The 19,113-nt window shown below is 55.8% G+C and carries 19 protein-coding genes; 18 read left to right on the top strand and 1 reads right to left on the bottom strand.

Features of this window, described 5'->3' with window-relative positions:
• Positions 1-139: 139 nt before the first annotated feature.
• The 4 genes from topA to BM347_RS12840 all read left to right on the top strand — a co-directional run bounded on the left by topA (position 140) and on the right by BM347_RS12840 (position 4,966).
• Positions 140-2,782, top strand: coding sequence for a type I DNA topoisomerase (gene topA / locus BM347_RS12855; protein WP_093916869.1), 2,643 nt, complete (start codon positions 140-142; stop codon positions 2,780-2,782).
• A gap of 100 nt (positions 2,783-2,882) precedes the next feature.
• On the top strand, positions 2,883-3,458 hold the full coding sequence (locus tag BM347_RS12850) for a L,D-transpeptidase (protein ID WP_093916868.1): 576 nt from the start codon (positions 2,883-2,885) through the stop codon (positions 3,456-3,458).
• A 187-nt stretch (positions 3,459-3,645) separates the two neighbouring features.
• Complete coding sequence (locus tag BM347_RS12845) at positions 3,646-4,341, top strand: CoA transferase subunit A (protein WP_093917076.1); 696 nt, start codon at positions 3,646-3,648, stop codon at positions 4,339-4,341.
• Position 4,342: 1 nt separating this feature from the next.
• Positions 4,343-4,966, top strand: a complete 624-nt coding sequence (locus BM347_RS12840) for a 3-oxoacid CoA-transferase subunit B (RefSeq protein WP_093916867.1) — start codon at positions 4,343-4,345, stop codon at positions 4,964-4,966.
• Between the two features lie 58 nt (positions 4,967-5,024).
• Here BM347_RS12840 and BM347_RS12835 read toward each other — a convergent pair whose 3' ends face one another.
• Positions 5,025-5,828: a lytic transglycosylase domain-containing protein gene (locus BM347_RS12835; protein ID WP_093916866.1), complete on the bottom strand. Its 804-nt coding sequence runs from the start codon at positions 5,826-5,828 to the stop codon at positions 5,025-5,027.
• A gap of 366 nt (positions 5,829-6,194) precedes the next feature.
• Here BM347_RS12835 and BM347_RS12830 point away from each other — a divergent pair, with 366 nt between their 5' ends.
• The 14 genes from BM347_RS12830 (at position 6,195) to BM347_RS12770 (ending at position 19,098) form a co-directional block, all read left to right on the top strand.
• Complete coding sequence (locus BM347_RS12830; RefSeq protein WP_093916865.1) at positions 6,195-6,374, top strand: hypothetical protein; 180 nt, start codon at positions 6,195-6,197, stop codon at positions 6,372-6,374.
• A 122-nt stretch (positions 6,375-6,496) separates the two neighbouring features.
• A complete protein-coding gene (locus BM347_RS17600; protein WP_175498567.1) occupies positions 6,497-6,670 on the top strand; it encodes a hypothetical protein in 174 nt (57 codons plus the stop codon).
• 157 nt (positions 6,671-6,827) lie between these two features.
• Positions 6,828-7,691, top strand: coding sequence for a Flp pilus assembly protein CpaB (gene cpaB / locus BM347_RS12825; protein WP_093916864.1), 864 nt, complete (start codon positions 6,828-6,830; stop codon positions 7,689-7,691).
• A 195-nt stretch (positions 7,692-7,886) separates the two neighbouring features.
• Positions 7,887-9,326 carry a type II and III secretion system protein family protein gene (locus BM347_RS12820; protein ID WP_093917075.1) on the top strand — a complete coding sequence of 480 codons (1,440 nt, stop codon included), beginning with the start codon at positions 7,887-7,889 and terminating at the stop codon, positions 9,324-9,326.
• 4 nt (positions 9,327-9,330) lie between these two features.
• The gene (locus tag BM347_RS12815; protein WP_093916863.1) at positions 9,331-10,008 is read left to right on the top strand and encodes an OmpA family protein; all 678 of its coding nucleotides are present in this window, start codon (positions 9,331-9,333) and stop codon (positions 10,006-10,008) included.
• Positions 10,009-10,277: 269 nt separating this feature from the next.
• Positions 10,278-11,516, top strand: a complete 1,239-nt coding sequence (locus tag BM347_RS12810; RefSeq protein WP_093916862.1) for a CpaE/TadZ family protein — start codon at positions 10,278-10,280, stop codon at positions 11,514-11,516.
• A 38-nt stretch (positions 11,517-11,554) separates the two neighbouring features.
• Positions 11,555-12,994 (top strand): TadA family conjugal transfer-associated ATPase, encoded by a 1,440-nt coding sequence (locus tag BM347_RS12805; protein ID WP_093916861.1) that lies wholly within the window; start codon positions 11,555-11,557, stop codon positions 12,992-12,994.
• 11 nt (positions 12,995-13,005) lie between these two features.
• Complete coding sequence (locus BM347_RS12800) at positions 13,006-13,968, top strand: type II secretion system F family protein (protein ID WP_093916860.1); 963 nt, start codon at positions 13,006-13,008, stop codon at positions 13,966-13,968.
• 9 nt (positions 13,969-13,977) lie between these two features.
• On the top strand, positions 13,978-14,946 hold the full coding sequence (locus BM347_RS12795) for a type II secretion system F family protein (RefSeq protein WP_175498566.1): 969 nt from the start codon (positions 13,978-13,980) through the stop codon (positions 14,944-14,946).
• The gene (locus tag BM347_RS12790) at positions 14,943-15,542 is read left to right on the top strand and encodes a tetratricopeptide repeat protein (RefSeq protein ID WP_093916859.1); all 600 of its coding nucleotides are present in this window, start codon (positions 14,943-14,945) and stop codon (positions 15,540-15,542) included. The genes BM347_RS12795 and BM347_RS12790 overlap by 4 nt, the downstream gene beginning before the upstream one ends.
• Positions 15,543-15,571: 29 nt before the next feature.
• Complete coding sequence (locus BM347_RS12785) at positions 15,572-16,426, top strand: tetratricopeptide repeat protein (protein WP_093916858.1); 855 nt, start codon at positions 15,572-15,574, stop codon at positions 16,424-16,426.
• Between the two features lie 6 nt (positions 16,427-16,432).
• A complete protein-coding gene (locus tag BM347_RS12780) occupies positions 16,433-16,927 on the top strand; it encodes a prepilin peptidase (protein WP_093916857.1) in 495 nt (164 codons plus the stop codon).
• 64 nt (positions 16,928-16,991) lie between these two features.
• Positions 16,992-18,299, top strand: a complete 1,308-nt coding sequence (locus BM347_RS12775) for an ATPase (protein ID WP_093916856.1) — start codon at positions 16,992-16,994, stop codon at positions 18,297-18,299.
• The gene (locus BM347_RS12770) at positions 18,277-19,098 is read left to right on the top strand and encodes an NAD(P)-dependent oxidoreductase (RefSeq protein WP_245764266.1); all 822 of its coding nucleotides are present in this window, start codon (positions 18,277-18,279) and stop codon (positions 19,096-19,098) included. The genes BM347_RS12775 and BM347_RS12770 overlap by 23 nt, the downstream gene beginning before the upstream one ends.
• Positions 19,099-19,113: the final 15 nt, after the last annotated feature.

The raw sequence follows: 19,113 nt of genomic DNA, 5'->3' as shown, positions 1-19,113 counted from the left end.
TGATCTGGCTGCTGTGCCCGCCCCCGCTTGCGATCAAGCGGTCCAGTTTCACACGTCCTGCGCATTGACAAAACAACCGCTACGCCACATGTCACAGCACACGCAGACCTATTTCAATTGATCCAAGGTACGGAAATATATGCCAGTTGTTGTCGTAGAATCACCTGCTAAGGCCAAAACGATCAACTCTTATCTGGGCAGCGACTACACTGTTCTAGCCTCATATGGCCACGTACGTGATCTTCCGCCCAAGGATGGATCGGTCGACCCGGAAAATGATTTCGACATGCTTTGGGAGGTCGCATCGGCCAGCAAGAAGCACGTCAAAGCAATCGCCGACGCGTTGAAAGAAGATAACGAACTGATCCTCGCGACTGACCCCGACCGCGAAGGCGAAGCGATCAGCTGGCACCTGCAAGAGGCACTAACGGCCCGTAAATCGATAAAGAAGGACACGCCAGTCAGCCGCGTGGTTTTCAACGCGATCACAAAGTCCGCTGTAAGCGAAGCGATGAAACACCCGCGCCAAGTGGATATGCCGCTGGTCGAGGCGTATCTGGCACGGCGCGCGTTGGACTATCTTGTCGGGTTTAACCTGTCGCCGGTGTTGTGGCGCAAACTGCCCGGCGCGAAATCAGCCGGACGCGTCCAATCGGTGACCTTGCGACTGATCGTCGAACGCGAAATGGAAATCGAAGCATTCCGCAACCGCGAGTACTGGAGCGTGAAAGCACTGGTTGCCACACCGCGCGGTCAGGAATTCGAAGCGCGGCTTGTCACCCTTGCCGGTAAAAAGCTGGACCGTTTTGATCTGGGCAACGAAACGCAGGCAGAAATGGCTGTGCAGGCGATCACCAGCCGCGATCTGACGGTTACCAGCGTCGAAGCGAAGCCCGCCAGCCGGAACCCGTCAGCACCCTTCATGACCTCGACCCTGCAACAAGAGGCCAGCCGCAAATTCGGCATGGGTGCCCGCCAAACCATGAGCACCGCCCAACGTTTGTACGAGGCCGGTCACATTACGTATATGCGGACCGACGGTATCGACATGGCCCCAGAGGCGATGACGATGGCGCGCGATGCGATCAAGGACCGCTTTGGCGCAGAATACGTGCCGTCGTCCCCCCGCATCTACAAGAACAAAGCCAAGAATGCCCAAGAGGCGCACGAATGTATCCGGCCAACCGACATGGCCAAAGATGCAACCGCCTTGAAACTGACCGAGCCGGATCAGCGCAAGCTGTATGATCTGATCTGGAAACGCACATTGGCGTGCCAGATGGAAAGCGCACGGTTGGAACGCACCACAGTCGAAATCGGCAGCAAAGACGAACAGGTCGGCCTGCGGGCAACAGGTCAGGTTGTTCAGTTCGACGGTTTCCTGCGTGTCTATGAGGAAGGCCGCGATGATGTCGTTGACGAGGACGACAAGCGCCTGCCGCAAATCACCCAAGGCGATAAGATGGACAAACGCTCGGTCACGCCCGAGCAGCATTTCACCCAGCCCCCGCCACGCTATACCGAAGCGACATTGGTCAAGCGCATGGAAGAATTGGGGATCGGGCGGCCGTCGACCTATGCAAGCGTCGTGACCACCATCCAAGACCGCGAATATGTCCGCAAGGAAGGCAACCGTCTGTTCCCCGAAGATAAGGGGCGGCTTGTGACCGCATTCCTCGAGAACTATTTCCGCAAGTATATCGGCTATGACTTTACAGCCGATCTTGAAAACCAACTGGATAAAGTCAGCGCGGCGGATGCGGATTACAAAGACGTTTTGGGCCGCTTCTGGAAAGATTTCTCGGCGGCGATTGCTGAAACGGCCGATCTGCGGATCACCGAAGTGCTCGAGAAAATTAACGAAGTTCTAGAGCCGCACCTGTTCCCGCCCACCGAAGATGGCTCGGATCCGCGTCTGTGTCCTAACTGCGGTGTGGGTCGATTGTCGATGCGCACAGCGCGGTCGGGTGGCGCGTTTATTGGTTGCTCGAACTATCCCGAATGCCGCTATACGCGCCCCTTTGGCCCACCTGACCCCGAGGCAGAGAAATCGGCTATCCCACCGGATGGCAAGCTATTGGGCGAAGACGATGACGACGAAATTCGCGTGTTCAAGGGACGTTTTGGCCCCTATGTGCAGCGCGGAGCCGTCACCGAAGAGAACAAGAAACCGCCGCGCCAATCGGTGCCCAAAGACTGGCCCGCAGAAGAGCTTGAGCTGGACCGCGCATTGATGCTGCTGTCCTTGCCGCGCGAGATCGGCCCCCACCCCGAAGACGGGATCATGGTTTGGGCCAATATCGGGCGTTACGGACCTTATATCAAACACGCGCCCAGCACGTCGGATCGTGGCGGCACAAACGCCAACCTTGAAAGCCTCGACGAAGTATTCACCGTGGGCATGAACCGTGCCGTGCAATTGCTGGCCGAAAAGGTTGCCAGCCGGGGCGGGCGTGGCAAGGCCGCAAAACCGATCCGCGAGATGGGCGAACACCCTGATCTGGGCGGCGATGTGAACATCATGGAAGGCAAATACGGGCCCTACGTGAAATGGGAAAAGGTCAACGCGACCATTCCCAAAGAAGTCGAGCCTGCCGACCTGACTATGGAACGTGCCGTCGAGCTGATCGAGGAAAAATTGGCTAAGTCACCGGCCAAGCGTAAAGCGGCGACCAAAAAGGCACCTGCAAAAAAGGCCGCCGCTAAAAAGCCCGCAGCAAAGAAACCTGCAGCCAAAAAGAAAGCGCCCGCGAAAAAGGCACCAGCCAAGAAGGCCGGGTAACCATTTCGTGAATGCATTGCAATTCATGAATACGTGAATTGCCGTCTCGCCATCCAAGTGTCACCTGTGCAGTGAATGCCACAGCATAAGGAGCACAAGGATGGCCGAGCAGAAGATTTCACGTCGTAAATTGTTAACGGTGGCCGGTGCCACCCTATTCATGCCCTCTATTCTTCGCGCCCAGTCGGCCGAGCCGGAAAGGGAGGGCGACCCTGTGCGCCACAACACCTCGAGTTTTACCCAGCAGCGCTGGCAGGACCACTTTGACGACCTTGGCAAGGCCGCCATCGTTGCGGACACCACATCGCGCGCCCTGCATTTCTGGAGCGGCGACGGCGAAACCTACAATATCTATCCGACCTCTGTGCCGCGCAGCGACGAGCTGACCAAGCGCGGTTATACCAAGATCATGCGCAAACGTGTTGGCCCTGACTGGACCCCGACCGCCAGCATGATCGAACGCAACCCCGATTTGAAATACATGCCCCCAGGCCCGGACAATCCGTTGGGCACCCATGCGATGTATCTGGGCTGGCCCGCCTATCTGATCCACGGCACCCACGACACGCGCAAGATCGGGCGACAAAGCTCGGACGGGTGTATCGGTCTTTACAATCACATGATCGAAGCGCTGTTTCAAATCGCCCCCATCGGCACCCAGGTTCGTATCGTCTGAGAAAAAGCAGAGCGCGAATGAGCGGCAGAGCAGCCCAATAATCTCTCTTCACTTGCAATTAGAACAGTTTTCAGGCGCATCTTAACCGGTGCGCCTGAGCCATATTTGACACCTGCGAAACGTAGCGTCATAGAAGTCGATATGCATGGAGACGCGCGGGATGGCCCCGCTATCGAAAGGACCCGGAATGAAGAAAATCTATGGTAGCGCGGCCGAAGCGCTGGACGGCGTATTACACGACGGCATGCTAATTGCCGCTGGCGGTTTCGGCCTCTGCGGCATCCCCGAACTGCTGCTTGCAGCGATCCGTGACGCGGGCACCAAGGATCTGACATTTGCCTCGAACAACGCGGGTGTGGATGATTTCGGGATCGGTATTTTGCTTCAGACCAAGCAGGTCAAAAAAATGATCAGCTCCTACGTGGGTGAAAACGCCGAGTTTATGCGTCAATATCTCAGCGGCGAGCTTGAGCTTGAATTCAACCCCCAAGGCACGCTGGCTGAACGGATGCGCGCCGGCGGCGCGGGCATCCCGGGTTTCTATACCAAAACCGGCGTCGGCACCGTTATCGCCGAAGGTAAAGAGCACAAGGATTTCAACGGCGAGACCTATATCATGGAAGAAGGCATCTTTGCCGATCTGGCCATCGTAAAGGCATGGAAAGCGGATGCGACGGGCAATCTGGTGTTCCGCAAAACCGCCCGCAACTTTAACCCACCCGCTGCGATGTGTGGCAAAATCTGCATCGTCGAGGTCGAAGAGATCGTACCGACAGGCAGCCTTGACCCCGACGCGATCCACCTGCCCGGCATCTATGTGCACCGCATCGTTCAGGGCGAACATGAAAAGCGGATCGAACAACGCACGGTAAGGAGCGCATAATATGTGGGATCGCAATCAAATGGCGGCACGCGCCGCGCTCGAACTACAAGACGGCTGGTATGTGAACCTTGGCATCGGCATTCCGACGCTCGTGTCAAACTATATCCCCGAAGGCGTCGAAGTGACCCTGCAATCGGAAAACGGCATGCTGGGCATGGGTCCCTTCCCGATTGACGGAGAAGAAGACGCCGACCTGATCAACGCGGGCAAGCAAACCATCACAGAACTGCCCCAGACCGCCTATTTCGACAGTTCGACATCTTTTGGTATGATCCGCGGCGGCAAGATCGCGATGGCGATCCTTGGTGCTATGGAAGTCGCCGAGAACGGCGATCTGGCAAACTGGATGATTCCGGGCAAGCTGGTCAAAGGGATGGGCGGCGCGATGGACCTGGTGGCTGGTGTTGGCCGCGTGGTTGTTGTGATGGATCACACCAACAAACACGGCGACAGCAAAGTCCTTAAGGAATGCACCTTGCCGCTAACGGGCAAGTCCGTGGTGGACCGCATCATTACCAACCTTGGTGTGCTGGATGTTGTAGAAGGCGGGCTAAAGATCGTGGAATGCGCCGATGGCGTTACCGAAGACGAACTGCGCGCCGCGACCCAAGCCACAATCGTCTAATCGACCAAGACATTAGAAAAGGGGCGCGCCACAGCTGGCTGCGCCCCTTTTTCGTGGGTTATTTCATTGCCACAAAAACGCAGCCGTCTGAAATAAGCTCTGGCGGGGTCTGGCACAGCCCTTTGGCCACTTGGAAGGCGGCCAACACCTTGGGCACATAATCGCGGGTTTCTGCGAAAGGTGGTACGCCTGCATGGTCGCGCACCGATCCCTCGCCCGCATTATATCCTGCCAGCACCAAAATGGGGTCACTGTCAAAGTGGCCCATTAACCAATCCAGATATTTCACACCGCCCAAGATATTTTGCGTGGGCTTCATGCTGTCATCCACACCAAACCGGGCGGCTGTGTCTGGCATCAATTGCATCAACCCTTGGGCTCCAGCCCCGCTGATCGCATCTGCACGCCCCGCGGATTCGACGGTGATCACTGCCAATACCAGCGCCGGCGACACCTTGGTCCCGATGGTTGACCGTAGAATATCCACTCCGTTCGCTTGGGCGATCTGCTGCATTTGCTGCATTCGGGGCGCTGGTACCTTGCTGCTCGCCGTGGCGAGTGTCGTCATGGCAACTTCTAGTCGTCCGGGTCCCGACTTGGCCCGATCAGGCGATACCTTATCCCAGAACCAGTCAAACTGCCCCGGGGCAATGGGCGCGATAGCCCCTGACGGCGTTGCCACGACCTGCGGGGTGGTGGGTGCTTGGGGTTCAATGAAGACGTTAATCCTGTTCCGGCTTCCCGGTTTGGGCGGCTTGACGCGTTTTGCTTCAAACTGAGGGAAAGGTTTAGGCGCATCAGCCCAGAGCATTGGCACCGCCAATACCCCCGCCATGAGCGCGATCACAAATAATCGAAACATCTTTGCCTGCTTTTTATGCTTATTCTGCTCGATAGCCTGAACATCACATGGAAAACCCTTAAAAACCAGCCAATCATGGCGAGGAATGTGGCCAAATCGCCTTAATTTACATCCCAAACGCAGCCGCCGTCACTGATTTCAAAAAAGTTGCATTATTTTTTCATTTAGATTCAGGCGCGTAAAATTAATCTGCGGTTAATCGTTGCGCAAAGCGTAAATGTCACATTTGACGCCAAATTCATGCCTTATTCAGGGGGCTATATAGGGTCATACCAAGTCGGACAGACGCTGAATAAAAACACTCAGCGCCATGGACGGCGACACGGTTGAGATTGAAATTCTTTGTGATCCTTGGAGGGACATACCATGATGAAACTTATCAAAAACTTTAAGAAAAACGAATCCGGCGCAGTAACCGTTGACTGGGTTGTTCTGACTGCCGCAGTTGTTGGCCTGGCCGTAGCTGCTTATTCGTCCATCGAAACTGGCGCGTCCAACCTGACGAGCAACACAGCAACTTACTTGGGCGCTGTGAAGCCCGGCTAATCTGGCCCTAAAGCCAAGATATAATTAGAAAGTTTTGATTTTTCAAAGCTAACTGGCCACATTTTGCACGACAAGATGTGGCCAGTTCTATCAAAACTTCCGGCATCCACAGGGCATCGTTCATGTACAACAAATTGAAAAATTTCATCACCAAATCTGACGGTGCCATCACCGTTGACTGGGTTGTATTATGCGCTGCCGTTCTCTTCTTTGCGCTCATGATTGTCGCCGCTACACGTGACAGCACTGTCGATCTTGCCGACCGGACAATCGTCATGAAACCTGGCGGCTCCTGAACAAAAACTTGAACAAAAACTGGCGAATATCCTACTGCGGAATTCCGGCGTATTCACGCCGCTGAAGCTCCATATTCAGGACATAATTGGCCTGCACTTTGCAGCATGAAGTGAATGCCAGAACATTTCTGGTGAATAAATTTACGAGGGAAACGACATGCGGATGCTATTTGGATTGGTCCTGTTGGCGGGCATCGCTCTTGCGGGCGGCGCTGTCTATCTGGCCAAGAGCCGCATTGGTGAATACCAGATGGCCAACGCACAGGCGCAGGCCGCTTTGGCGCAAATCGTGCCAACTGTTAATGTCTTCGTCGCCGACAAATCCCTTAAATACGGCCAACAGCTGACGCGTGATGATGTGCGCCAAGTTGCCTGGCCCCAAAACGCAGTCCCCGAGGGGACATTTTTGGACGAAGCCACTCTTTTCCCAGAAAACAGCGATCAATTGCGCGTGGTCCTGCGCGCGATTGAAAAGGACGAAGCCATTATGGCCGTTAAGGTCACCGAGCCGGGCCAAGATACCGGCCTGACCTCGCGCCTGGAACGTGGCACACGCGCCTTTACCATTATGGTTGATGCGTACAGCGGCGTTTCCGGTTTCCTGCGCCCTGGTGACCGCGTTGACGTCTATTGGACCGGCCGCATTAATCTGGACGGGGCCAATCAGAATGGATCCGGTGATGTAACCAAGCTGATCGAAGCCGGCATCCAACTGATCGCGATTGACCAAAGCGCGGGCGGCGAACGCAGCGAAGCCGAAATCGCACAGACAGTTACTGTCGCCGTCAAACCAGGTCAGGTCGCTGCATTGGCGCAGGCCCAATCCACCGGCAAGTTGTCGCTGTCACTGGTCGGCGCAGAGGATGACACCGTGGCATCCAGCATTGAGGTCGATCAACGCAAGCTATTGGGTATTCAAGCTAAAACCGCGCAGGCAGTCGTCGAAAAAGAACGCGTATGCACCATTCGGACGCGCCGCGGGGCCGAGGTTATGGAAATCCCGATCCCCTGCACAAACTGATGTTCAATAAATGAAACCAAATGCCGCGCCGCAATGCGCGGTTTTTGCCCGTTGAAAGCACATGTTGCCCTTAATCCACAGCATATTGGACGCTTGACGCATTGATTCTTGCAAAAATGGCCAAATACGCTCAAGATGTGGGAAACGACGGGCGCCAAGACCCATCCCAGAGGCGTGATCACAAAGGCAGGTCACATGAAAATCGATAGATTCTTTACCGCGGCCCTTTTCGGGCTGGCGCTATGTGCGATGCCATTGACAATGGCCCTCCCGACCGTTGTGCAGGCCGATACCCTGCGTGTGGTCAAAAAGGGCACGAACCGCACGCTTGAAGTTCCGATGAACCGCGCGGTCGTGGTCGAAAGCGACATTCCTTTTGCCGAACTTAGTATCGCTAACCCCGGAATCGCAGATATCTCGTCTTTGTCTGAACGCACGATCTATGTGCTGGGCAAATCCCCCGGTCTGACCACCTTGACCTTGCTCGACGCGGCGGGCCAACTGATCACGAATGTCGATGTGCGCGTCGCCTCTGACATCTCGGAATTCAAAGAACGGCTGCGCCAGATCCTTCCCGGTGAGAAAATCGAAGTACGCACAGCAAATGACGGCATCGTCATGTCCGGCATTGTGTCATCGACACAGCGTTTGCAGCGCGCGCTGGATTTGGCGGAACGCTATGCGCCAGAACGTGTGTCGAACTTGATGACCGTGGGCGGTATCCAGCAGGTCATGATGAAAATCCGCTTTGCTGAAATGCAGCGGTCTGTTTCCAAATCGCTCAGCGCCTCTTTGGCGCTGGACGGTCTGGGCGGCACCAATCGCAGCCTAAGTGGCGGGTCCAACACAACAAACACGTCCGGGGCGATTGCCAATTCGCTGGCCGGAAGGACCCCGGCAACCAACACCAATGCGGGCGCGGTCCTTTTCGGCTTTAACGCGGGGTCGACGCAGGTCGGTTTGCTACTGGAAGCGCTTGAGCAAAAAGGTGCGGTGCGTTTTCTGGCCGAACCCAACCTTGTCGCGCTATCCGGTCAAGAGGCGAAATTCCTAGCCGGCGGTGAATATCCAGTTCCAGTGTCACAGTCTGACGACCGCGTGACAGTCGAATACAAACCCTTCGGCGTGGAAATGAACTTTATACCCCGTGTTGTCGACAAAGATTTGATCAACCTCGAACTGAACGCAGCTGTTTCAGCTATTGATGCGTCAAATTCGGTGTCTTTGGGCAATGGCTTTAACATCGCCGCCTTTACCCGCCGCGAAACCTCTACCACGGTCGAGATGCGCGATGGCGAAAGCTTTGCCATTGCTGGGCTGTTGCAAGACGACTTTACCGACACCTCCAGCCAATTACCCTGGATCGGCGACGTCCCTGTTTTGGGGGCCTTGTTCCGTAGCGCGAATTATCAGCGCCAGCAGACCGAGCTGGTGATCATCATTACGGCACATCTGGTCACGCCAACCCGCGGCGAGGCATTGGCCCTGCCAACGGACCGCATCACCCCGCCCACCGAAAGCGATTTATTCCTTAATGGACGGGTGAGCAGCGGCACACGGGCACCCACGAAAGGCGCTGCAGGCGAAGTCGCCAAACAGGACTTCAGTGGCTCTTACGGCTACGTACTGGATTAAAGCGATGAGTTCTCAGATCACAGCCAAACTTGGTTCAGCCAGCCTGATCGCAATCCTTTCGATGCTCGCCGCTTGCGGGCAAAGCTCTGACCCCGTGTACACGCAGTTTCACCGCCAAGCAGGTTCAATCACTGATATCGGCACTTTTGGCGACGCAACCCTGAACAACCGCCTGATCATGACAGGTGAGAAACAATATACTTTTGATCTGGCAAACCGTTTTGCCAGCGAAGTGCAATCAACGGTGACGTTTGCGTTTAACTCTGCACAGTTGGACGGGGCTGCGCAAGCCGCGCTGCGCCAGCAAGCCAGCTGGATCCGGCAATTCCCCGAGGTACGCTTCCGCGTCTATGGTCATACAGATGCTGTCGGATCGGACCAGTATAACAAAGCATTAGGCATGCGCCGTGCACAGGCTGTTGTTGGCTTTCTCGCGACCCAAGGCATCGGGCGCGCCCGCCTAGAAGCCGTTGTTTCCTTTGGGGAAACACAGCCTTTGGTCGTTTCGCAAGGGCGCGAACGTGCAAACCGGCGGACAGTTACCGAAGTCAACGGTTTCGTCAAACGTCACCCGACCGTTCTGGACGGCCAATACGCGCAGATCATTTACCGTGATTACGTGGCCAGCGCCGTGCCGCCAACGCAGCTGACAAGCAGCACAACCTTACTGGTCAGCGAATAGCCGATACCAGTGCATCCTGATCGGGCGACGCGGCGATCAGGGAACGGCGCTAAATCACCAATCCACCGAACGATCCGTGATCGTTTCAAAATTCCCAACAATGGAAGCTTTTTAGCCCCAATCTCGCCCTAGTTCGCTGAGATATCCGGTTCAAAGGGTAAATTGCGACTGGTCGGCTGATCTGGCGCAAGCGACCGCAAAGACACCTGATCCGGCTTTGCCATGACAGATCTATGCCAAGCACCCAATATGGAAGGAAGAAAGAGGCCATGGCCAGCACTGTGCCACAGATCGAAGCCCCGCAAATCGTCGCCTGCACGGTTAGTCGCGATGTGCAAAATTTCGACCTGCTGATCGAAGACATGGAAGACGCCTTGGGCGAATGCTGGGGCGACCTGAGCTTTGCGGAGGCGCTTTCTTTTCTGGAGCAGCCAGAGGCCCAAACGCTTGAACTGATCGCCTTGGCCGTGGATGCCGCAGACGAGGAAAACCTTTCCCTGATAGGCCAGGTCATCGGCCAAGCCAAAGCACAAAATCTAAAGGTGATCCTGATCGCCGAAGACATGAGCCCGGTGTCGTTGCATTCTTTGCTGCGGCAGGGCGCGGATGAATTTGTGCCCTACCCGCTTCCCGAAGGGGAACTGGCCGCCGCGATCGAGCGTGTGCGCGCGGCACCCGATCCGGCACCGCAGCCGGTTGCGCCAACATCTCAGCTAAGTTCAGGCACCCAGAAAGATGGCGCGCTGATCGTCGTGCACGGTTTGGCGGGCGGCACCGGGGCCACGACAATGGCTGTCAATCTGGCATGGGAACTGGCCACCGCCGACAAGAAAAAACCCGCCAAAGTGTGCCTGTTAGATCTTGACCTTCAATTTGGATCGGTCGCGACATATCTTGATCTGCCGCCGCGCGAAGCGGTGTATGATATGCTGTCCGAGACCGAGACGATGGACGAGGAAAGCTTTGGCCAAGCGCTTTTGACCTATGAAGATCGGCTTCACGTTCTAACCTCTCCACCGGAAATTCTGCCGCTTGATCTGATTTCGTCAGACGATGTGAAACGCATTCTAGATGTGGCACGCAACCAGTTCGATTACGTCATCGTGGATATGCCATCGACATTGGTGCAATGGACCGAAACGGTGTTGACCAATGCGCATGTCTATTTCGCCTTGCTTGAGCTGGACATGCGTAGCGCACAAAATGCACTGCGGTTCAAACGCGCACTGCAATCCGAAGAGCTCCCGCTGGAAACCTTGCGCTTTGTTCTGAACCGCGCGCCAAAGTTCACTGATCTGACATCGAAAAGCCGGGTAAAACGTCTGGCAGAAAGTCTGGGCATTTCGCTTGATGTGCAGCTTCCTGATGGGGGCAAGCAGGTAACCCATGCAAATGATCACGGCACGCCCTTGGCCGTTTCCGCAGCCAAAATCCCGTTGCGCCGCGAGTTCGCAAAACTAGCCGCCTCTATTCACGAACTGAAAGATGATGGCATCAAAGCCGCCTAGTATCGAACAAAGCGCCCGCTAAACCAGAAAGTCGCCCAATGTTTTCTAAATATAAAAAGCCGAACGCTCCTGCCCCGGCAAAACCGGCAGCCCCTTTGCAGGCAGACGCACCGCAGCCGGCAGCCCCCACTGCGATCAAACCTGTTACGATGCGTCGGGCGGCACCACAGGCGACGGCAGCTCCGCAGGACCGTGAGCTGAAGCGCAAGCAGCGGATGAGCGAGCTGAAGCTGGAGCTTCACCGGGCACTTTTGGATAACTTGAACCTTGCAGCGCTTGAACACGCGACCGAACAGGACCTGCGCCAGGAAATCAACGATATTTCCAGCGAAATCCTGTCCGAAAAATCCATCGTTCTAAACCGCGAAGACCGGGTTCAACTGAACTCTGAGCTTTATGACGAAGTGACCGGCCTTGGTCCGCTTGAAACATTGCTGAAAGACGAAACCGTTAACGATATTCTGGTGAACGGTCCGCAACAGATTTTCGTGGAACGCGAAGGTAAGCTGCAATTGACCGACATCACGTTCAAGGATGAAAAGCATCTGTTGCGGATCATCGACAAGATCGTGTCGGCTGTCGGACGCCGTGTGGACGAAAGCAACCCATATGTGGATGCGCGGCTGAAAGACGGCTCGCGCTTTAATGCCATGGTGCCGCCAATTGCGGTGGATGGCAGCCTTGTTTCCATCCGTAAATTCAAAAAGGACAAACTGGGCATTGATGATCTGGTGGCTTTCGGCGCGTTCTCGGAAGAAATGGCCGCCTATCTGCAAGCTGCCGTCGCGACGCGCCTGAACATCATCGTGTCTGGCGGGACCGGATCGGGTAAAACCACCACTTTGAACGCGCTCTCGTCATTTATCGATGATGATGAACGCATTCTGACCATCGAAGACACCGCGGAACTGCAACTGCAACAAACCCATGTTGGCCGGATGGAAAGCCGCCCGCCCAACGTTGAAGGTAAAGGTGAGGTAACCGCCCGCGATTGTCTGAAAAACGCGCTGCGGATGCGCCCGGACCGGATCATCGTCGGCGAAACCCGCGGCGAAGAGGTGATTGATATGCTGCAGGCCATGAACACCGGCCACGACGGGTCAATGACCACGATCCACGCCAACTCAGCCCGCGATGGCATCAGCCGGTTGGAAAATATGATCGCGATGGCGGGGATTGAAATGCCGCTCAAAGCCGTGCGCAGTCAGATATCAAGCGCGGTTAACCTGATCGTACAGGCCTCGCGTCTTCAAGACGGCTCGCGCCGTATGACCTCGATCTCGGAAATCACCGGCATGGAAGGCGATGTCATTTCGATGCAGGAATTATTCCGCTACCAGCGGGTCGGGCTGACGCCTGAAAACAAGATCATCGGCCATTTCACCGCCACCGGCGTGCGCAGCCACTTCACCGAGCGGTTCAAGATGTGGGGTTATGATCTGCCATCCTCGATCTATGAACCCGCTGCGGGACAGTAAGGAAATACCTCATGAGCATTGAGCCAATCATCTATGGTCTGATCTTTATCGGTGTGCTGGTGCTGGTCGAGGGCTTGTATCTGGTGGCCTTTGGCAAATCCATCAGCCTGAACAGCCGCGTGAACCGGCGCCTTGAAATGCTGGAAAAGGGCACGCGCCGCGAAGAGGTTCTCGAAAAGCTGCGCAAGGAGATGCAACAGCACATGGATCGCAAATCGATCCCGATGTATTCCATGCTGGCTGAAAAAGCGCAAAAAGCCGCAATCGCATTCACACCGCAGCAGTTGGTTATGATCATGGCCGGGCTTTCAGTTGTGGCATTCGTAGCGCTAAGTATCGGCACCACAACCGAACCAGCGATCCGGCTGATTATCTCAATCGCGATCGGCATTGGTGCCGTGTATATTTGGATCGCGGCCAAAGCGAAAAAGCGCATGAACATGATCGAGGAACAACTGCCAGACGCGGTTGAGCTGATGGTTCGGTCCTTGCGCGTCGGGCACCCCTTTTCGAGCGCGATTTCCATCGTGGCGAAAGAGATCCAAGATCCTCTTGCCTCGGAATTTGGCGTGATCGCGGATGAAGCGGCCTATGGGCGCGATATAGGTGAAGCCCTCAAGGACATGGCAGAGCGGCTGGACATGCAAGATTTGCGTTTCCTTGCTGTCGCGGTAAGCATTCAACAGCAATCAGGCGGCAACCTCGCCGAAATTCTGGCCGGTCTGGCCAAAGTGATCCGCGCCCGGTTTAAGCTCTTTCGCAGGGTAAGCGCTATCACCGCCGAGGCGAAATGGTCCGGCAAGTTCCTGTCAGCATTTCCAATTGTCGCGTTGATCGTGATCAAGTTGGGCGATCCGCATTACTATGACGAAGTCATGACCCACCCGCTGTTCGTTCCCGGATGCATCGCGGTGGTCGCATTCCTCAGCGCAAACCTGTTGGTTATGCGCAAACTCACAGACATCAAGGTTTAGGGGGCTATCATGGATACTTTCATGGCCATTGATAACATGATGGGTCAGCTTGGCTGGATCATCCTGTTGGGGGTGATCGGGCTTATGATGATCGGCGTGACCGTTCTGATGATCCTGCGCCAGCCAGAGGACCCGCTCACCAAGCTCAAGCGCAACCAGTCAGCGGTTGCTTCGTCCCGATCCTCTCAGCACAGTTTGCGGCAGTCTGACCGGAACGAGCAGCTTGAAAAATTCGCCAAATTCCTAGAACCGGAAAACGTCGACGAACTGAGCGCAAAAGAACTGATGCTGCGTCAGGCGGGCTATGCCTCGCGCGATGCGGTGCGTTTCTTTCACTTTGCCCAAATGATCCTAGGCATATCGGGGATGGTCTTCGGCATCGTCTATGTCAACTTTCTGGGCGGCGGCGTGGGGCTGACCACCCAAAAGATGATGCTTTATACTGTAGGCCCCGGTGCCATTGGATATTACCTGCCGCGGTACTGGGTGACCAAACGGGTGGCCGAGCGCAAAGAGCAGATCACCCGCGGCTTTCCCGATGCTTTGGATATGATGCTGGTTTGCGTCGAGGCCGGGCAATCGCTGGATCAGTGTATCGTCCGCGTCGCAAGCGAGCTGCGCGCCTCCTATCCTGCATTGGCAGAAGAATTCGAGGTCGTCGCCTATGAAATGAAAGCCGGCAAAGACAAGATCACCGTGCTGAAAGATATGGGCGAACGCTGCGGTGTTCAGGACATTTCATCCTTTGTGACAGTGTTGGTTCAATCCGCCGCCTTTGGTACCTCCATTTCCGATGCGCTTCGGGTTTATGCAGAAGAGATGCGTGATAAACGCGTGATGCGCGCCGAAGAGGCCGCAAACAAGTTGCCAACCAAGATGACCCTTGCCACAATGATGCTGACAGTACCGCCTTTGCTACTTATCCTCGTAGCGCCGTCCGTACTGGGAATTACGCAGCTGGGTGCAGGTGTAAGATGATCAAACACCAAAGTCTCAAACGCAGCGCTGCGTTTGTGCTTTTCTTTACAGTGATCACCGGATTAACCGCCTGTTCCCCGGGCGGTTTTCCTGCGTTTGGGGCGCAGCGTAGCGATGCAGGCCCGTTTGCGCCGGGCGTAAACATGCGCGCAGACGTCGAAAACGGGGTCGAGGTGGCACACCGTCTGATGGCGGCCGGAGAATACGAACTGGCGATCCGCGCCTTTAACCGCGCCGCTTTGGCGACCGAGTTAAGCGCGGAAATCCTGTCCGGTCTGGGCAGCGCCAACCTGGGTCTGGGGCGTCTGGGACAAGCCGAAAAACTGCTGCGTGATGCCGTGGCCAAAGACGCTACGCAGCCCGAGGTTTGGAACAATCTGGGCGTGGTTTTAATGGAGCGCGGCAAATTGGCAGAAGCCAACCTTACGTTCCGGAAGGCATATGCATTGGACAATGGCGAAAGTGACGCAATCCGCGACAATTTACGCTTAGCGCTCGCAAAAACCGAAAACTCTGCTACCATCCGACATCAAGAGGACAGTTATAAATTGGTGCGGCGCGGTTCGGGTGACTTCCTGATCAGGTCAGCACCATGACAAAGACAGAGCAGTAAAAGGACGCACAAATGCGCCACCCCATGATTTTGGCCGCCTGCTTTGCAGGCGCGACTGTCGTTTCAGGCTGTGGTGACACGTCTGGCGACAATGCTGTTTCGCGGGCATTTCAAGACGTAAATGTCATTGATGAAACGAACCTTAACGATGTGATGTTGACCGTCGCTGACCCAAACGAGGCGGTGAATTACTTTTCGCGCACCGCACAGGAAAACCCTGACCGGATCGATATTCAGCGCGGCTTGGCCAAATCATTGGTCCGTGCAAAACGCTATCAAGAAGCAGCACCTGTTTGGGCAAAGACCGTTAAGATGGACGGGGCGACACCAGACGACAGTGTCGATTACGCCGACGCGCTGATCCGTGCTGGCGATTGGGCCAAGGCCGAAAAGACATTAGACACGGTGCCCCCGACCCATGAAACCTATAACCGCTACCGGCTTGAGGCGATTGTCGCTGACAGCAAGAAGGAATGGGAAAAAGCCGACAGCTTTTACGAGATTGCAATCGGCCTGACGATGCAGCCCGCATCGGTGATGAACAACTGGGGATATTCCAAACTGACCCGCGGCGAATACAAAGCGGCCGAACGGCTGTTTGGCGACGCGATCCGTCAGGACCCCACCCTGTTTACCGCCAAGAACAATCTGGTGCTGGCGCGCGGCGCACAGCGCGAATACTCCCTCCCGCCGATCGAGATGGACCAGACAGAACGCGCACAGCTTTTGCATACGCTGGCCCTATCAGCGATCAAAAAAGGTGACGTTGAAACCGGCAAAGGGCTGCTACAAGACGCCATCAGCACCCACCCTCAGCATTTTGAAACAGCTGTCCGGTCCCTGCGTGCGTTGGAAAATTCGGGCTGATCGGTGATGTCGATCACCGTTTACGCAGCCTTGTGGTTTTTGCCCTTCGTCGTCCCGCTTTGCCTTTATGCCGCCTACACGGATATGGCACGGATGCGGATCACCAACCCGACAGTGTTGGCTTTGGCGGCGGTTTTTGTGGTGATCGGTCCGATTGCACTCCCCCTTGAAACCTACCTTTGGCATCTGCTGGCCATGGCAGCGGCTTTGGTGGTCGGTATTTTTTTAAATGGAGCTGGGGTCATGGGGGCGGGGGATGCCAAATTCATCGCCGCCGGTGTGCCCTTCGTCGCCTTGGGCGATCTGCGCCTTATGATGGCCCTGCTCATGGCCACGATTTTGGCAGCCGCCGCCACACATCGTGGTGTCAAATACAGCCCGATACGCAAGCTGGCACCCGATTGGACCAGCTGGGAGCAAAGCAAAAAGTTCCCAATGGGCTTGGCGCTTGGACCCAGTCTTGCCATTTATTTGATCCTTGGCGCGCGTTTCGGGGCCTGATTTGCGCCATATTCACCCGGTAACAGATCATCATATTTGATTGATTGACCCAAAAGGCCTTTTTATGAATGCGCAGACCTCTGCTGTGATGGCCCCGCCATCGCCGCGCCGCCTTCAGGACATGAAACTACCCGTGGTCATGATGCTCGATATCATGCTCAAAACGATGTTCCGGATAAATGTGGCGCAAGTCAGCGAAACCGCCAGCGCGCTCTGCCTGCCGGTACAGATTACCCAAGAACTGATCGATATGGCCCGCGACCAGCATCTGGTAGAGGCAAAGGGCACATTGAACGCCAATACTAGGAATGAAATAGCCTATCATCTGACCGACCTGGGGAAGTCGCGCGCGCTCGACGCGCTGGCACAGTCCGAATATTTCGGCCCGATGCCTGTCCCGCTCGATGTTTACCGACAGCAGGTCGAACGCCAATCGGTACGCAACATGCAGATCACCCGCCCTCGCCTAGAGGGCGCGATGGACCATCTGGTGCTGCCGGACGATCTACTTAAAAATTTGGGCCCGGCTGTTTCGGCGGGGCGCTCCATTTTGTTGTATGGCGCGCCGGGCAACGGTAAATCCAGCATCTCTAACTGCATTCGCGCCGCCCTTGACGATGAAATATATGTCCCCCGCGCGATTGAGTACGCGTCGCAAGTGATCACCGTTTACGATCCCATCGTGCACTCTGCCGCCCCTCCCGAAAAGCCAAAGCGCAACGTCTTGCGCCGCGTTACCAGCTATGACAGCCGCTATGTAAAATGCGCCCGGCCAACGGTTATCACCGGGGGCGAGCTGTCCCTTGATATGTTGGATCTGGTCTACAACCCGACGGCCCGCACCTATCAGGCCCCGTTGCAGCTTAAGGCAACCGGCGGGATTTTCATCGTTGACGATCTAGGCCGCCAAAAGGAAAGACCCCAAAGCATCGTTAACCGTTGGATTGTCCCGCTCGAAGAAAACAAGGATATCCTTGCCCTGCGGTCCGGCGAAAACTTCGAGGTGCCGTTCGACACCCTGGTGATTTTCTCAACCAATTTCCATCCGAACGAGATTTTCGACCAGGCCGCCCTGCGCCGCATCTTTTTCAAGATCAAGATCGACGGACCGGATCAGCGAAACTACCTCAAGATTTTCGCGATGGTTGCAAAAGATCGCAAAATACCCTTGGATGACGCCACGATGGCGCATTTGCTGAACAATAAATACCGCAGCATCGGCAACAGCTTTGTCAATTACCAGCCGGTGTTTTTGATCGACCAGATCATCGCCATCTGCGACTTTGAAGGAATACCCTACCAAATGACCCCCGATCTAATGGACCGCGCCTGGGCCAACATGTTCATAGATGACGAAGCTATCCCCAGATGATGAAATGCGGTCTTTGATCGGTGTCGCGGGCTGTGGCCGCATGGGCGCGCCCATGCTGGCAGCGCTCCGTGCGGCGGGCCTTCCCGCGCGCGGCTATGATGTGGTTCCATCCGAAATGGATCACATCACTGATGACATCGCGGTCTTCTGCGAAGACCTCGAGACGCTTATCACAGTCGTGCGCGACATCGACCAAACCGACGCCGTTCTATTTGGGGATCAAAATTTCACGGCCATTCCCAGCCTGCGCCGCATCATCTTATGCTCTACCCTCAGCCCCCGATATGTGCGTGAACTACGCGACCGGGTGCCCCCTCACATCACTCTCATTGACGCGCCTATGTCGGGTGCCCAAATCGCCGCAGAACAGGCCCGTCTCAGTTTCATGCTGGGCGGCGACAGCGATGACCTAAGCGCCGCCCAGCCACTGTTCAGCGCCATGGGCAAACACTTCCATCATATGGGCGCGTATGGCGCAGGTATGCAGGCCAAGGTCCTCAACAACCTGCTCGCCGCCAGCAACACCGCAATGACCCGGCTCGTGCTGGACTGGGCGGACCAATCCGGGCTGGACGAGGGCAAACTGCTAAAGTTGATCCACACATCCTCAGGCCAGAACTGGCTGGCCTCGGGCTTTGATGACATCGAATTTTCCCGCGACGGCTTTGCCCCTGACAACACCATCGGCATTCTCGTCAAAGACGTGGCCAGCGCTCTCGACGCCGCCCCAGAAGGTGCCGACATAACGCTTCCAAACGTCATCAAAACAGCAATAAAAAACCTCAAACCCCGTTCCTGATTTCATTTTGCTGCG

The sequence above is a fragment of the Sulfitobacter marinus genome, assembly GCF_900116285.1.
GTDB lineage: Bacteria > Pseudomonadota > Alphaproteobacteria > Rhodobacterales > Rhodobacteraceae > Sulfitobacter > Sulfitobacter marinus.
This window is presented reverse-complemented; position numbering and strand designations above follow the sequence as displayed.

What these genes read in the sequence shown, in the direction of transcription:
- topA (WP_093916869.1), top strand. Translation starts at nt 140, where the DNA reads ATGCCAGTTGTTGTCGTAGAATCACCTGCTAAGGCCAAAACGATCAAC.
- BM347_RS12850 (WP_093916868.1), top strand. Translation starts at nt 2,883, where the DNA reads ATGGCCGAGCAGAAGATTTCACGTCGTAAATTGTTAACGGTGGCCGGT.
- BM347_RS12845 (WP_093917076.1), top strand. Translation starts at nt 3,646, where the DNA reads ATGAAGAAAATCTATGGTAGCGCGGCCGAAGCGCTGGACGGCGTATTA.
- BM347_RS12840 (WP_093916867.1), top strand. Translation starts at nt 4,343, where the DNA reads ATGTGGGATCGCAATCAAATGGCGGCACGCGCCGCGCTCGAACTACAA.
- BM347_RS12835 (WP_093916866.1), bottom strand. Translation starts at nt 5,828, where the DNA reads ATGTTTCGATTATTTGTGATCGCGCTCATGGCGGGGGTATTGGCGGTG.
- BM347_RS12830 (WP_093916865.1), top strand. Translation starts at nt 6,195, where the DNA reads ATGATGAAACTTATCAAAAACTTTAAGAAAAACGAATCCGGCGCAGTA.
- BM347_RS17600 (WP_175498567.1), top strand. Translation starts at nt 6,497, where the DNA reads ATGTACAACAAATTGAAAAATTTCATCACCAAATCTGACGGTGCCATC.
- cpaB (WP_093916864.1), top strand. Translation starts at nt 6,828, where the DNA reads ATGCGGATGCTATTTGGATTGGTCCTGTTGGCGGGCATCGCTCTTGCG.
- BM347_RS12820 (WP_093917075.1), top strand. Translation starts at nt 7,887, where the DNA reads ATGAAAATCGATAGATTCTTTACCGCGGCCCTTTTCGGGCTGGCGCTA.
- BM347_RS12815 (WP_093916863.1), top strand. Translation starts at nt 9,331, where the DNA reads ATGAGTTCTCAGATCACAGCCAAACTTGGTTCAGCCAGCCTGATCGCA.
- BM347_RS12810 (WP_093916862.1), top strand. Translation starts at nt 10,278, where the DNA reads ATGGCCAGCACTGTGCCACAGATCGAAGCCCCGCAAATCGTCGCCTGC.
- BM347_RS12805 (WP_093916861.1), top strand. Translation starts at nt 11,555, where the DNA reads ATGTTTTCTAAATATAAAAAGCCGAACGCTCCTGCCCCGGCAAAACCG.
- BM347_RS12800 (WP_093916860.1), top strand. Translation starts at nt 13,006, where the DNA reads ATGAGCATTGAGCCAATCATCTATGGTCTGATCTTTATCGGTGTGCTG.
- BM347_RS12795 (WP_175498566.1), top strand. Translation starts at nt 13,978, where the DNA reads ATGGATACTTTCATGGCCATTGATAACATGATGGGTCAGCTTGGCTGG.
- BM347_RS12790 (WP_093916859.1), top strand. Translation starts at nt 14,943, where the DNA reads ATGATCAAACACCAAAGTCTCAAACGCAGCGCTGCGTTTGTGCTTTTC.
- BM347_RS12785 (WP_093916858.1), top strand. Translation starts at nt 15,572, where the DNA reads ATGCGCCACCCCATGATTTTGGCCGCCTGCTTTGCAGGCGCGACTGTC.
- BM347_RS12780 (WP_093916857.1), top strand. Translation starts at nt 16,433, where the DNA reads ATGTCGATCACCGTTTACGCAGCCTTGTGGTTTTTGCCCTTCGTCGTC.
- BM347_RS12775 (WP_093916856.1), top strand. Translation starts at nt 16,992, where the DNA reads ATGAATGCGCAGACCTCTGCTGTGATGGCCCCGCCATCGCCGCGCCGC.
- BM347_RS12770 (WP_245764266.1), top strand. Translation starts at nt 18,277, where the DNA reads ATGACGAAGCTATCCCCAGATGATGAAATGCGGTCTTTGATCGGTGTC.